General features: G+C 45.9%; 13 protein-coding genes and 1 tRNA gene. 7 read left to right on the top strand and 7 right to left on the bottom strand.

Going from position 1 to position 14711, the window contains the following annotated elements; all coding sequences use genetic code 11:
* Nucleotides 1-388: 388 nt before the first annotated feature.
* The gene (gene queA, locus WJM45_RS13305; RefSeq protein ID WP_341325580.1) at nucleotides 389-1483 is read right to left on the bottom strand and encodes a tRNA preQ1(34) S-adenosylmethionine ribosyltransferase-isomerase QueA; all 1095 of its coding nucleotides are present in this window, start codon (nucleotides 1481-1483) and stop codon (nucleotides 389-391) included.
* A 17-nt stretch (nucleotides 1484-1500) separates the two neighbouring features.
* On the opposite strand from queA, the gene WJM45_RS13310 reads away from it, so the two are divergent.
* Nucleotides 1501-1587 (top strand) — tRNA-Leu (locus WJM45_RS13310).
* Between the two features lie 930 nt (nucleotides 1588-2517).
* Here WJM45_RS13310 and WJM45_RS13315 read toward each other — a convergent pair.
* From WJM45_RS13315 to hslO, 4 genes are all read right to left on the bottom strand, one after another.
* Nucleotides 2518-3168: a glutathione S-transferase gene (locus tag WJM45_RS13315; protein WP_341325581.1), complete on the bottom strand. Its 651-nt coding sequence runs from the start codon at nucleotides 3166-3168 to the stop codon at nucleotides 2518-2520.
* 131 nt (nucleotides 3169-3299) lie between these two features.
* Nucleotides 3300-4502 (bottom strand): HD-GYP domain-containing protein, encoded by a 1203-nt coding sequence (locus WJM45_RS13320; RefSeq protein ID WP_341325582.1) that lies wholly within the window; start codon nucleotides 4500-4502, stop codon nucleotides 3300-3302.
* Between the two features lie 16 nt (nucleotides 4503-4518).
* Nucleotides 4519-5295, bottom strand: coding sequence for a hypothetical protein (locus WJM45_RS13325; protein WP_341325583.1), 777 nt, complete (start codon nucleotides 5293-5295; stop codon nucleotides 4519-4521).
* Nucleotides 5295-6164 carry an Hsp33 family molecular chaperone HslO gene (gene hslO, locus WJM45_RS13330; RefSeq protein WP_341325584.1) on the bottom strand — a complete coding sequence of 290 codons (870 nt, stop codon included), beginning with the start codon at nucleotides 6162-6164 and terminating at the stop codon, nucleotides 5295-5297. Before hslO ends, WJM45_RS13325 begins: the two co-directional genes overlap by 1 nt.
* A 244-nt stretch (nucleotides 6165-6408) precedes the next feature.
* Between hslO and msrA the strand changes: the two genes are divergently transcribed.
* The gene (gene msrA / locus WJM45_RS13335) at nucleotides 6409-7041 is read left to right on the top strand and encodes a peptide-methionine (S)-S-oxide reductase MsrA (RefSeq protein WP_341325585.1); all 633 of its coding nucleotides are present in this window, start codon (nucleotides 6409-6411) and stop codon (nucleotides 7039-7041) included.
* Nucleotides 7042-7208: 167 nt separating this feature from the next.
* Here msrA and WJM45_RS13340 read toward each other — a convergent pair whose 3' ends face one another.
* Nucleotides 7209-7481 (bottom strand): hypothetical protein, encoded by a 273-nt coding sequence (locus WJM45_RS13340; protein ID WP_341325586.1) that lies wholly within the window; start codon nucleotides 7479-7481, stop codon nucleotides 7209-7211.
* Between the two features lie 703 nt (nucleotides 7482-8184).
* On the opposite strand from WJM45_RS13340, the gene WJM45_RS13345 reads away from it, so the two are divergent.
* The 4 genes from WJM45_RS13345 to WJM45_RS13360 all read left to right on the top strand — a co-directional run bounded on the left by WJM45_RS13345 (nucleotide 8185) and on the right by WJM45_RS13360 (nucleotide 11873).
* Nucleotides 8185-9603: an ATP-binding protein gene (locus WJM45_RS13345; RefSeq protein WP_341325587.1), complete on the top strand. Its 1419-nt coding sequence runs from the start codon at nucleotides 8185-8187 to the stop codon at nucleotides 9601-9603.
* A complete protein-coding gene (locus tag WJM45_RS13350) occupies nucleotides 9581-10129 on the top strand; it encodes a response regulator transcription factor (protein WP_341325588.1) in 549 nt (182 codons plus the stop codon). The genes WJM45_RS13345 and WJM45_RS13350 overlap by 23 nt, the downstream gene beginning before the upstream one ends.
* Nucleotides 10130-10503: 374 nt before the next feature.
* Complete coding sequence (locus tag WJM45_RS13355; protein WP_341325589.1) at nucleotides 10504-10995, top strand: hypothetical protein; 492 nt, start codon at nucleotides 10504-10506, stop codon at nucleotides 10993-10995.
* A gap of 335 nt (nucleotides 10996-11330) precedes the next feature.
* Nucleotides 11331-11873: a Uma2 family endonuclease gene (locus WJM45_RS13360; RefSeq protein WP_341325590.1), complete on the top strand. Its 543-nt coding sequence runs from the start codon at nucleotides 11331-11333 to the stop codon at nucleotides 11871-11873.
* Nucleotides 11874-12194: 321 nt separating this feature from the next.
* Here the strand turns inward: WJM45_RS13360 and WJM45_RS13365 are convergent, their stop codons facing one another.
* Nucleotides 12195-12914, bottom strand: a complete 720-nt coding sequence (locus WJM45_RS13365) for a PEP-CTERM/exosortase system-associated acyltransferase (RefSeq protein WP_341325591.1) — start codon at nucleotides 12912-12914, stop codon at nucleotides 12195-12197.
* A gap of 1030 nt (nucleotides 12915-13944) precedes the next feature.
* On the opposite strand from WJM45_RS13365, the gene WJM45_RS13370 reads away from it, so the two are divergent.
* Entirely contained in the window at nucleotides 13945-14679 is a 735-nt protein-coding gene (locus WJM45_RS13370) for a PEP-CTERM/exosortase system-associated acyltransferase (protein WP_341325592.1), read from the top strand.
* Nucleotides 14680-14711: the final 32 nt, after the last annotated feature.

The raw sequence follows: 14711 nt of genomic DNA on the forward strand, positions 1-14711 counted from the left end.
CCATAGCCCATTGGCAGTGGTTAAGTGTCTTGGATAATTCATCCAGCACCTACTCCCTTTTGATTGAAAAACCGTCTCAGAATAAAAGGTATGGGATGTGTCTATCGAGGAACGCCGTAAACCCATCCATGGGGGCTTGGCGGCAGCTCCCTGCTGCCGACATCCTCGCTAGCCACACCCCATACCTTCATAAAGCTAACCATTTTTTGAGTATAAAGGGAGTAAATAAGCCATGATTTTGAATCATTGCCAAAGACCTATGGAATTTAGGTGCTGGATTTAGGCGCAGGGCCTGCCAGGCGAGTTACCGAACCCGCTACAAAACTCACAGCTCCAGGAAGTTATTTTTCACGAAACCCTAATTTCGGGACAACTGGCATTTTTAGAACTACCTCATCAAAAACATCGCGTCTCCGTAACTGAAAAAACGGTATTCTTGTTCTATGGCATGCCGATAAGCCTTCATAATATTGTCGTAACCGGCAAACGCCGAAACCAGCATCAATAAGGTCGACTCGGGTAAATGAAAATTGGTCAGCAAAACATCGACTGATACAAATCGGTAACCCGGCGTAATGAACAAATCGGTATCGCCAAGACCGGGCTCAAGCCTGCCGCTCTTCGAAGCCGATTCCAATGCCCTTACCGCGGTCGTGCCGATCGCTATGACACGACCGCCTCGCGCCTTGGCTTGCTCGGCGGCTTGGACCGTTTCAGGGGAAACCGCATAATATTCCTTATGCATTAGATGCTGTGACAAGTCCTCGACTCGCACCGGTTGAAATGTACCGCTTCCGACATGGAGAGTCACAAACGTTTTTGGTACGCCCTTAGCCGCCAACCGATCGAGAATAGCTTGACTAAAATGCAAGCCGGCAGTCGGCGCCGCCACGGCACCAGCCTCCTTGGCAAACACCGTTTGGTAGCGCTCCAAATCGACAGCATCGTCAGCCCGGTCGATATAAGGCGGCAACGGAATGTGACCGATGCTTTCCAGAATATCGAGCACGCCAGCTTCGCCGTCGAAGCGAAGCCTAAACAAGTCATCCTCCCTGACCCATACTTCGCAGCGATAATCTCGATCCAGCTCGATAATCGTCCCGGCTTTGGGCGACTTACTCGCCCGCACATGCGCAATGGCTTCATGCCGATCGACGATGCGCTCGATCAAAATCTCCACCTTGCCGCCGGTTTGCTTTTGTCCGAAAAGGCGTGCGGGAATCACCTTGGTATCATTGAACACCAATAAATCATCAGGCTCGACTAGATCGATAAAATCGCTAAACTGCCTATCCTGCAAATTTCCGTTAGCGCCATCCAAACACAACAACCGACTGCTAACACGGTCAGGTAAGGGGTATTGAGCAATTAAATGCTCCGGTAAATGATAATTAAAGTCGCTTTTTTTCATGGCGCGCGATAATACCAGTTTGCTCCGAATAATGACACTTAAAAAAACATTGGACAATTGAAAAAATTTCAATATAATATCCCTTCTTTGCCGGGGTGGCGAAACTGGTAGACGCGCTGGATTCAAAATCCAGTGGTAGCGATACCGTGCCGGTTCGATTCCGGCCCTCGGTACCAAAGAATAATCAAGGCTTTAGCGGATTTTCCGTTAAGGCCTTTTTTATTGCCTTTTGCTTTGTGTCACACTCATGCCACAGCTACCGCAACTTATTACAATACTCCCTTCTTACTGAAGAATCGTTCAACTTTGTTGGGTATGGGGTATGCCTATCGAGGAGCGCCGTGAACCCGTCCATGGGGGCTTGACGGCGGCTCCCTGCCGCCGACATCCTCGCTAGGCATACCCCACACCTTCTCGTTCTTATACGCTTTTTCGGTCAAAAGGGAGTAAAACCGGGATGGAAGCATCCAGAAAAGCGCCAATTTGCCCATATGTGACCCGGAGCGGAATCAATCAGAAAGCGCGTTTTTTATGGGATAAATCGGCATGAGTGCGACTTGAGTGTGACACTATAAAATAAATATCATTTTTAATTCAAAAATATCAATTACATACAACTTTATCACACTTGATTACATATCAAGCGTTGTAGTTTTTTGAGTTGTGTTGTATCGTTTCGCCAAAGTCAATTTGGGGGGCGATATGGCAACCATCCACAAACGAATCAGCAAAACCGTAGACGCTGCGCGCCATCCGTGTCCCCGCCCCTATTTCTTAAAGAAAAGGCCGCGCCGGATTTATCGGCTTGGGTTTTAATCCCTCCCATTCAGGCATGATCGATCGGCCTGATTCTAGGCCTGGATTCATCTCCTACGATAACCCAATAGATGCCATTCACAACAAAAATTGCGGCAGGTATTGCAAATCGGTATTTGAAGTTTGCGTGAAAGACTGCATTTCAACTAGTTCTTGTCACACCATCCACAAACATCTAGGTCGGCTTTGGGTCGAAAATGGACCAGCAAAATATTTCTTGCTTTATCCCAACTCAATCATCGGCGGACGACGGCAGACCGGATGCTCGTTATGCAATCCGGCCTTTCTAATCAACGACCTTGAAAAAACGCCTCCAAAGCCGCCGTCCTTTCCTGATTAACGCGTTGTGCATGCGGTCGGCTTTCTACCGCCTGGATATAGGTGCCAATATTGGGGATATGCTCTGCGACCAAATCCCGTCCGTAAATTTGTTGCGTAACGAATGACACTAATTGTAGATGGGGCCAAGCAACTACATCGGCGGCACTGAAACGATCGCCTAAAGCATAGCTCGAAAAGTCCGTTAAACGAGCCAATCCGGTCAAACCGGATTCGACTTTGACCAATACCTCATCCTTGGTTTCTTGCGATGCCTTACCGCCAAACAATGCTTCGCCATATAGACGACGCGTAATCAGCTCCACATTCAGCTCGATATGCTGAATAAATTCCCGGCATTTCGCGCGCTCGAATGGCTTGACCGGATATAGCGGCTTTTCGGGGTAAACATCTTCTAAATATTCCAAAATGGCTTGAGATTCCGATAAATATCCGTCCGATGTCTTGATAAATGGGATTTTTCCTAATGGCGAACGCTTCAAAACCGCATCGCTTTGTCCAGGCGGCAAAGCCTCTTCAACAAATGCAATCTCTTTTTCCAACAACGCCAGCTTGATCTTGTTGTAGTAATTACTGATAGCAATCCCGTATAGCGTAATCATGTCGCGTCTCCTAAGATGAACAAAAGAATGACAATACAGACCAGGCTGCATAAATATTAAAAATAGGTTAAGTTTAACGATTAAAATTTATCGCCCGGTGACCCCTATAAAAAACTGTATTACCTGCATGCCTAACTCACAAGCCAAGCCTTATCGAAACTGCCTCGCTCATATATTTCGTTAAGATTTAATCCAAAATCCCCCGCGCGCAAAACCCTTGAAATACGATAAGGCTCTTGGTTGCTATTATGTATCGAATCGTCCTCCAGGTCGATTACGGTTTCCTCGCAAGGCTGCTTATCGGCATTGAGCAACATCAACACCTTGGGCCTGGTTTTATTAGCGGCATTGCTTTTAATGATTACGCCGACTTCGCCAGACTTCATCTCTACTAGGTTACCGACCGGATAAATCCCGATACAGTCTATAAATTTTAGAACCAGGCCGGCGTCGAAGTGACTTTCTCGACATTTCATCAAAATATTGATAGCTTCCAAATGGAGGCGCCCTTTACTGTATACTCGATCGCTAGTAATCGCATCGTACGTATCGACAATCGCGACAATGCGAACAAAGGGGGAAAGCGCGGATTCCGAAATACCTCGTGGATAACCTTGGCCGTCCAGTCGCTCATGATGCGCATAGGCGGCATCGACGGCTCCGGGATAAATACCGCGAGCAGACATTAGAATATTGCGGCCATGCGTAGTATGAGACCTCATGGTTTCGAGCTCTTCCGGCGATAGCTTTCCCTCTTTATTCAAAATATCCAAGGGCACTTTCATCTTACCCATATCATGCATCAAGCCGCAGATTCCGAGCTTATTCAGGTCGTCGATCGAATAATTCAAATGCCGGCCTAGCATGATCGACATTAAACAGACATTTAAAGAATGCTGCGAAGTATACTCATCGTTGTTCTTCAACTGCGTCAGCAACATCATTGCGTCCGAGTTTCTCAGAACTCTAGCTACGCAAGCTTCCACAGATTTCTTAACGGCTTCGACATTCAACTGATTACCGAATCGAATATCGTCCATGACCGTTTTCACTAAATCGCTGGTTTGCCGATACGTATCGTTTGCATCGGCAAAAACGACCATTTTTTCTTTGAGTTCCGCCGATAACGCGCCATGCGTTTCTTTTTGCCTGGAAGGGTCGATCAAGACATAATCGCATACATTCTGAACAGCCTTGATGTCGGCATTCGATTTAATATCGAACCCTTGCAACATAAATGGCGACTCTTCCCAAGGAATATCCAACTCGCTGACAAACATCCCGATTTCCAGTTGGTAGACATGAATTCGTATCGTTTTGCCGCTTTCCCGCATGTAAGTTTCCTGTTAATTACAATGACGCTTGAGTTTCCTCTAAATACTTCCGGTATTTAATCGAAAGCTTAACACCGGCAAAACGGCCTGCCATTCTGATTAATTCGTCCGTTTTTTTATCGAAAGTCAATTTCACTTCACTCAAGGCACGATCTTCATAACCTTTTTTTATGCCCATCGTCTCGAGTAAAAAATGATAAAGATAAATTTCTTGTTCATCGCTCACGTCGATGATTTCTAACGGTTCGCCAAGCTCTGCAAGGACCGATTCTTTTTTCGGTAACGATGCTGCAATTTTTTCGATATGATCGGCATTCGCCCGCATTTGTTTTGCGCCTTCATTTATTTCTGCACCGGCCAGCGATCGCAAGGAAACTTCTAAAAATTCCGCCGGAGCAATACGCAAAAACAACTCTGAAAACGTCCACGCAATCAGACGATTCTCTTTGTTGAAGTCGAGATTGAAAAAGAATTTGACTTCAGGAAGTATCGGTTTTTGATTCCTGTCGACTTTATGAAACCAATAACTCCAACGCCTTCCCTCTCCTAACGGATCGGAATAACTCGGACGCAAACCCGATAGCGAGACGAAGTCCTCGCTATACATAATTGGATTATTGAATCGCAAGGTAAAGTCATCGGTATTGACCACCGTAAAGTTATTATCGAATTGATCCAGTTGACGGTAGGTTTGAAACGCCCGCCACCAATATATACAGCCGGTTAAAGTAAAGCACAAAATCAGCACAATCGTCCGGCCGAACCATAATTTGAACGTTTTATTACTCATCATCAATGCCTTGTATCTGTTGCGTTAGTCACTGCGATGTCGGCAAACAAACCTTCGACATCTATACGGTCGAATGAATAATTTTGTCCACAGAATTCGCAATTGACTTCTATGTCGCCTCGAGACTGCAAAATATCCTCGAGTTCTTCCCTTCCCAGGGAACGCAATGTGTTTTCGATCTTGTTTCGTGAACAAGCGCAACGAAACTCGACCGATTCGGAGTCGAGTACTCTGACTTTTTCCTGGTTAAACAATCGATATAAGAGCGGCTCGCAATCCAGTTCCAATAATTCGCGATCCGTCACCGTTTGAGCCAACATTTCGATACGTGCCCAGTCTTCCTTATCACCCTTCCGGCTCGGCAATTCCTGCAACAACAAGCCTGCTGCTTGATACTGATCCGCGACCAACCAAACTCGAGTATTTAATTGTTCGGATTGACTGAAATAAGTCTCCAACGCTTCACCGAGATTCCGTCCCGCTAATGGAACCACCCCTTGATAGGGCGAACTATTTTCACTCTCAATCGTTAATATTAATTGTCCTTGCCCATACATTTGCTCGAACGAAGCGTTATCGACATCCTCGTTACAGCGAACCAAACCGCGAATATTTCTTTCATCCGAGGATTGAGCCACCAACGTTCTGATAACACCGGTTCCTTGAGCCTGCAAAATCATCGAGCCTTTAAATTTTACAATGGCGGACAACATAGTTACGGCGGCCATCGCTTGACCCAACTGCTCCATAATAAACGGCGAAGCCTGCTGGTGTGCTATCGATTGACGCCAGCTTTCATTTAGCTTGACCCATTCGCCTCTAACACCTAGGTCTTCGAATATAAAACGACGTAATTGATCTTGTTCTTTCATGTTTTAATCATTTCATTAAATTAAAGGTTATTATAAGGCATAGCTTTACTTAGGCTATGTATGCGGTAATAGTGTAACTATTCAGTCCCCCGGCAATTATCGTTCCCACGCTGGAGCGTTGGAACGATAGGGTGTGTGAATAATTACTTCGAGATTGGTGTAGTATTCACTTCAACTATTAACGCGAACATAGTTTTTATACTTAATCTCATCTAAACAGTCACTGAACCCAACGGTATTCGTAATGATCTTTAGCCATAAAAAAACCGTCATGGTCACCCCGTCGCAAGCCTTGCCCGGACGAGAAACCTCGATTAGCGTAACTCCGAAACATTTTGTCACCGGGCACACGATCGTTCCGCCTTTTCCCGATCACTTGGTTCTTGCACTATTCGGCATGGGCTGCTTTTGGGGAGCCGAACGAAAATTCTGGCAATGTCATGGCGTTTACAGTACTGCGGTCGGCTATAGCGGCGGCTATACCCCTAACCCAAGCTACGAGGAAGTCTGTACCGGCCAAACCGGTCACAGCGAAGTCGTTCGAGTGGTCTTCGATCCGAAACTCATAACTTATGAGCACTTATTGAAACTATTTTGGGAATCTCATAATCCGACTCAAGGCATGCGTCAAGGTAACGATATCGGAACACAATATCGCTCGGGTATTTATTTTTACTCAACGGAACAGGAAGAAGCCGCATGCCGGTCGCAAAAATACTATCAACAGCGATTATCAAACAACGGGCACGGCCTGATTAGTACCGAAATATTACCGGCCGGCATTTTTTATTATGCCGAAGACTATCATCAACAATATCTGGCCAAAAACCCGGGCGGTTATTGCGGCTTAGGCGGCTTAGGGGTTAACTACGATTAGCATGGGATAGCAGGCAAAAAAAAGCGGTTTAAAAAAACCGCTTAAGAAGATATTTAGGAAGGATATATAACGCAACTTTCAGCTTTGAGATTTAAAGTAAAACCTCAAAAGTTAGATATATACTAGCAATATGAAATGCAAATAAAAATGTGACATATTGTCGCAGCCTAATCAGTCATCGATTCATAGCCGCTAATATTGGTATTTTTCTGGTTACCACGATCCTCCGTCACTGCCATTAAGTTAAGCCTTTTCTGGTTCCCACGGTCCTCCGTGGGAATCCGTACCTTGGCTGTCGAAACCAGATTGGTATGCGTTCCCACGCTGGAGCGATGGGAACGAGGAAATACGTGACCTGTTGCCGCTGCCTGATCAGTCATCGAATCATAGCCGCTAATATTGGTATTTTTCTGGTTACCACGGTCCTCCGTCACTGCCATTAAGTTAAGCCTTTTCTGGTTCCCACGGTCCTCCGTGGGAACCCATACCTTGGCTGTCGAAACCAGATTGGTATGCGTTCCCACGCTGGAGCGATGGGAACGAGGAAAAATCTCCCCCAGCCACTCTTTTTCAAAGAGGGGAGTAAAACTCCAAGGACCTTAACTTAACGGCATTGACGGTCCTCCGTGGGAACCCATACCCTGGCTGCAGAAACAAGACCGGCATGCATTCCCACGCTGGAGCGGTGGGAACGAGGAAATACGTGACATATTGTCGTAGCCTAATCAGTCATCGATTCATAGCCGCTAATATTGGTATTTTTCTGGTTACCACGGTCCTCCGTCACTGCCATTAAGTTAAGCCTTTTCTGGTTCCCACGGTCCTCCGTGGGAACCCATACCCTGGCTGCAGAAACAAGACCGGCATGCATTCCCACGCTGGAGCGGTGGGAACGAGGAAATACGTGACATATTGTCGTAGCCTAATCAGTCATCGATTCATAGCCGCTAATATTGGTATTTTTCTGGTTACCACGGTCCTCCGTCACTGCCATTAAGTTAAGCCTTTTCTGGTTCCCACGGTCCTCCGTGGGAATCCGTACCTTGGCTGTCGAAACCAGATTGGTATGCGTTCCCACGCTGGAGCGATGGGAACGAGGAAAATTCACCCTCGTAAAATTAACTTAACCCATTAAAGTATTTCATGTTTTCAGACATACTGCCTAAAACCGAATTATCGACAAAACAAAACCTGAAATGGCTCTTCATCTTGAGAAATCTGATGATAGCCAGTCAATCGGTGCTCATCCTAATATCCGTGCACGGACTAAACATCGTTCTACCCCAAGAACAGCTTTGGCTGGTCGTGCTTTCGATTGCATCGGTCAATCTCTATACTTGGATGCGTTTAAAAACCGACGACCCGGTAACCGAACTGGAAATTTTTTCTCATTTGGTCATCGACGTCTTAAGCATTGCCGCACTCCTCTATATGACGGGCGGGGCCTCCAATCCGATTATCTGGGTGTTTTTGTTGCCGTTGATCATTACCGCGATCATGCTGCCGCCGTCTTATGCATGGTATATGGTGATTCTGACCACATCGACTTATACGGTTTTAATCACCTACAACATACCCTTGCCGGCCATAGAACCTCATATACCGACCACAACACCCGAATTGATGATGATCGAAAAAATGACTGCCGACTCGCCGCATTCGGACATGGATCATTTCGAAATGCTGCGCCAAATGCACGAAATAGGCGATAAGCATTATTTCAATCTGCATATCTTCGGCATGTGGTTCGGTTTTGTATTCAGCGCTGGCTTAGTCGCTTTTTTTGTTGTGGAACTGGCGAAAACACTGAGAGCTCAGGAACGATCGCTCGCCGAAGCGCGTGAAAATGCCTTACGGGATGAGCGGGTTGTCTCGCTTGGCACACTAGCGGCAAGTGCCGCTCACGACATCAGCACACCGCTGGCAACTATTGCGATCGTCGCCCATGAATTGGAAAATGAATACCCCGATCACAGGTATCCCGATCTACATGAAAAAGCCCAAATCATGGCTCAACAAATCAACCGTTGCAAACAAGCGTTATCGGTCATGTCGGCCAGCGCGGGTGAAATGCGGGCGGAATCCGGTAAAATTATGCCCTTGATCGAGTATATCGATGAAGTAATCAGCCAATGGCGCACGCACAGACCCGAAACGAAACTCAACTTGTTTATCAATCCTGTAGTACCTACGAATGCCGGCATCATTGCCGAACGTACACTGACTCATTCGTTGATCAACATTTTGAACAATGCCGCCGAAGCGACTCAAGACGACCTCGGCATCGAGTTTCATGCTTCTTGGGACTTGGAACAAGCCCACATAAAGATTCGCGACTTCGGCCCCGGCGTGCGTTCGGAAATTTTGGAACTGATCGGTAAACAGCCGGTCATTAGCAATAAGTCCGGCCTAGGCGTGGGGCTTTTTTTAACGTGTAGCACCATTCGCCGACTAGGCGGTAAAATAGAATTCACTAATTTAGAATCCGGCGGGGCTTGTGTGGAAATTACCCTGCCTTTACTCGCTTTGGAGGAAGCAAATGACATCACAGGAACCGGATAAACCGCGATTACTTTTAGTCGACGACGACGAAACCTTTTGCAAGGTGTTACAGAGCGCAATGGAAAAACGCGCATTCGAAGTCCTGGTCGCCAACAACGTCGAAAACGGTATCAAACTCGCCGAACAATTCGAGCCTGAATACGCGGTAATCGACTTACGCATCGGTCATCAGTCCGGTCTGGAATTAGTTAAGAAGCTAATGTCGCTCGACGATAACACGCGGATCGTGATGCTAACCGGTTTCGCCAGTATCGCCACGGCGGTCGAGGCTATCAAACTTGGTGCGATCCATTATTTGACGAAACCGGCCAATGCCGATGAAATTGTCGCCGCACTGAATAAAAACGAAGGCGACGCCACGGTCAGCATCAATGAAAACCCGCTATCGATCAAACGTTTGGAATGGGAGCATCTACAAAAAGTACTGATGCAACATGACGGCAACATATCGGCTGCGGCGCGCGCACTAAACATGCACCGCAGAACCTTACAACGCAAACTCGATAAGCGGCCCGTTAGAGAATAATAGCGCCGCCTTATCTCTAAGCCGCCTCAATCCTTTTTTCGCTTTGCACCTAAAAAAAACGAAATTATACCCTTCGCACTTCAAATTTCGGCAGTGCTTTAGGAGCACACCGGTGCCGAATTTTGACAGCAATTCCCAATTTGGGGATCAAAAAGGGTGGGGGGTATGCTTGGCGAGGATGTCGGCAGCAGGGAGCTGCCGCCAAGCCCCCATGGATGGGTTTACGGCGTTCCTCGACAGGCATACCCCACACCCTAATATCGGCGAAAATGCTCAAACTGGGAATTGCTGGAATTTTGATCTCCGATAGGTATAAATGTGTAACGGATATATAATACCTGTACGAGACATATACTAATCAAAGTTACCGAATCATGTTAGCCACAGAAGACATAGAATACATAAAAAAGCACTTAGCCGAATGGTTGGCGGAGCAATCTCTCGGCAAGCCGCCGGTAGTTTATGAAATCGAACTGCGCGAGCGCATGGTGCGGGTCGAAGAAGCGCTGAAAAACCAGGGCGAAGAACTCAAAGCGCAACGCGAAACGATGCAGATGATCATGCAGCAGATGGATAAGCGCTTTGATCAAATGCAGCACGAAACCAATAAACGTTTCGAGCAAGTCGATAAGCGTTTCGAGCAAGTCGATAAACGCCTCGAACAAATGCAGCAAGAAAACAATAAGCGCTTCGAGCAAGTCGATAAGCGCTTCGAACAAATGCAGCAAGACACCAACAAGCGCTTCGAACAAGTTCATCAGGAAATACTACAACTTCACCGCGACATGCGGCAACTGACCATGTGGGCGATGGGTATTTTTCTATCGGTCGCCGGCCTGACTGTCGCCGTATTTCGAATGTTATAGCGGTTAGTTCCGATAGATATTCTTGGTAAAACCTAAGAACTGCGAATTTTAAGCGGCAAATTACAACTTTTCTACAGTGTTAACGCCGACATAACCCCCCTTTTCCGCTCGTTCCCAAGCTCTAGCTTGGCAACGCAGGCACTGGAAGCTCTAGCTTCCCGAAGCTTATCAAGTCAGTTGAAATTGGCATTGTTGCAGACACGGCGGGTAAAGGGATAAATAAAAAACATCTGTTTTTCTCTCGCTTTGCACCGCGAAGATATAGAACTTCGCATATCGATTTCCCAAGCTGGCGCTGGGGAATCAACAAACACTGCTTAATTTAGGAGTATCAAATGGCTTTAGCCTATCAAGAACATTACACGATTGACGACTATCAACAATGGGAAGGCAATTGGGAATTAATCGAAGGCATGCCTTATGCGATGACGCCATCGCCCTCAGTTACTCACCAAATGGTTGCATTTAACATAGCAACATCAATCAAGGATGCCTTAAAAAACCGGAATACCGATTGTCCCGACCAATGCGCCATCTTGATGGAAACCGATTGGCAAATAGCCGGCGATACGATAGTCAGACCCGATGTCATGGTGATTTGTCAGCCTATCGACGAAAAAGTTTTAGTAACGCCCGATCTGATCATTGAAGTTGTATCGCCAACGAGCGCGAAACGAGACGAGATCATAAAGCTTGATCTCTACCAGCGTGAAGGCCTACCCCACTACATCCTTGTTTATCCGGAAAACCGTCTGGCTAAAGTCTATCGAAACGATGCACAAAAGTTTATAAAACAAGGGGATTATTCATCTGAAAAAGTTGAATTCGCAATTCACGACTGCCGCTTCAACATTGATTTTGCTACGATTTGGCGATGAGAAAACCATCTATCACGCTGCTCGTTACAAAGCACTAGCTTCACGGAGGGGCGGGTTATTCAACCCGTACCGGACGTTTAGATTCGCTTTTTCCCACGGTCGAAACGTTTAGAATTTCGTTAGTTCGGTAGGCACCGTCATTGTAATTATTCACGCCCCTATCGTTCCCACGCTCCGGCGTGGGAATGAAGACCGAGACGCTCTGGCGTCTCGTACCGCTGGAGCGGTACTCAGGCGTTCCCACGCAGAGCGTGGGAACGATTATTGCCGGGGGACTGAAAGTTACCCGTCATTAGGTACGCATAGCGTAATCCACCTGGATCAAGCACACTCCTTGAATTCAACATTATCCTTTGCCGAGTAGCTTTTATAGTGCAATTGAAAGCCTTGATTCCATATTGGATTTTGCAATATCTCATTCATATGAATTTTATAAGGGAAACGCTCCCCATTTAATTCACACGAATCGCCGACTTGATCCATTTTAAAATTTTCTTTAGTGATCAAGCGATATAGCATCTTTGTCGTTAAAAAATACCAGTTGTGAATTCGATTTTCAGCGCAATACAAAGATGCGGCACGGAACATACCCCATATGATACTTCGGTTCAAATGACGTTGATTACGCAAGTAATCAACGTCATCATGCACGCCATGTTTTTCAGTTAATCCAGTCGGCGGCTCGCCATCACTGGAGCGCCGCCTTACCTCTTTAATTACGCACAAGCGGGATATTTCCACCGATCTATGTAAATCCGATTTGATAACCCCATTACTGAGCCTACAATGTTTTTCCAGAGGTAAATAACCCAGCTCCGGTAGAATCAATCGCATAGCGCCGACAAAGCGACCGGTTAATTTATTTTTCACTATGAAATGAACCGAATGCTTATCCCACTCATCCACTTCTAATTGTGCGCCATTCGATGTTTTTTCAAACCCCATCTCCTCACAATAAACTTGATAACGGATATTGTAATGGATCTGCTTCGACTCATCGTTATCGGCAAGATAAACGTCAAAATAATCATCGAACATCATAAAATATACCTAACAGCGATACCGGGCTTTAAAAAATAAACCTTTGAGACCATCTTGAAACTAATAAATATTACGCCTAAACGCAGGAAACAAAGTAATTGCTAAAATAAAACTAGATTGAACTATCAACAACTTTCAAAATCTATAGCTTCGCGTATAAAGCGTAGACTATTTCGAAGAAGACACGCTAAAGTTATTGAAATTAAGCATTAACCATGGATAGAGGCCTAATCGCGCAGATCGTATTATCCCCCTATCGTTCCCACGCTCCAGCGCTCATCGTTCGTCATACACAAATATCGGTAAACTTGCTAAGCAGAGGTCATCGTATACCTGGGAATGATGCCGTTATAAATCTGCGGATATCGAACGTCAGAGGCTCCCTTGTGGGAGCGACGCCTTCGTCGTCCTTCACCTAACGCTAGGTGAGGGAAAGCCGGGTAAGTTAAACAATAATAAAGGGTATCGAGGTCTTATTCGCAAAAATGGCAAGACGATATCTACGACTTATGTATAACGGCGAGCGCTCCAGCGTGGGAACGCTAATTGCGGGGTTAATACGCACCGAACTCCCAAGCAAAGAAATCTGGAATCAGCAAAATTTTCACTTCGCTATCGCTCCGTTTCCAAGATTTTCAACAAAAACTTAAACCGCTAATCCACACATAGCCTAATTTAGGCTATACGATAACCGCCTCCGATTAAGCTCTGCTTAAAAACAAAGTAATTACTAAATCCTTTTACACTACGCAAGTAAAAGTTAGACTTTAACAATATTTGTATATAATCAAGGAAGATTAAACAAAAATGCTGATACAAACCGATCAATCGGCACTATATGCAGACAGTTAGAAACAGCCTTGGCATTGAAAACAAAAGAAAAATATGGTCAACCCCTCCTGCAAACCAACTTAAGCTTACGCGCTTTTCAAAATAACCGAAAATAATGATATTTTCGTGATTTAAACCACCGCAATGACTACTCAGGAAATTTCATTAAATAACACCCATCTCTAAGCGGAGACTGTAAATGGATAATAACGCAAAACAATCCATAGTAGACAACTTCGAGCGCTACTTTTCAGTTGAGCTAGCGGAGACCCAAGAACAAAAAAACTTGGCATACGGAATTCGTTACCGGGTTTACTGCCAAGAATTTCATTACGAAAAACCCAACAAGGAAGAACTCGAATATGACGAATTCGACGAGCGCTCGAAGCACTGCCTAATCATTCATCAAGATAGCGGATTGCCTGCCGGCTGCGTGCGCCTGGTACCGACTTTCGACAGCCGCAAAAAAGACCCATTACCCTTTGAAAAACATTGCCTGAATAGCCTAGACGAAAGCTTTATCGAACAATTAGCCCTTGACCGGCAACATGTCTGTGAAATATCAAGACTCGCTGTCGATGGCATATTCAGACGTCGTCCAGGCGAACATTCAACCCGATTCGGCGAGCCAAGCTCGCTAGATTTTTCTCGGCAAGAACAAAGAACTTTTTCCCTGATCGCCGTAGCCTGCTTTTTAGCGGCCACCGTACTCACCGAAACGACCGAACGGACCAGCGTATTCGCGATGATGGAACCGTTCCTACCTCGCTTGATGAACAGATCCGGCATCATGTTTCAGCGAGCCGGTCAAGATATCGACTACCATGGAACAAGAGCCCCTTACTTTATCACCACTCAATCGGCTTTAACGCACATGCACCCCGACTTGAAAGAATTGTATCAATGGATCAAAACAAGCATCGTTCCCGCCTAACGCCGAACTAAAAAGACCTTAAAGCTCAAACA

Source organism: Methylotuvimicrobium sp. KM2, from assembly GCF_038051925.1.
Taxonomy (GTDB): Bacteria; Pseudomonadota; Gammaproteobacteria; order Methylococcales; family Methylomonadaceae; genus Methylotuvimicrobium.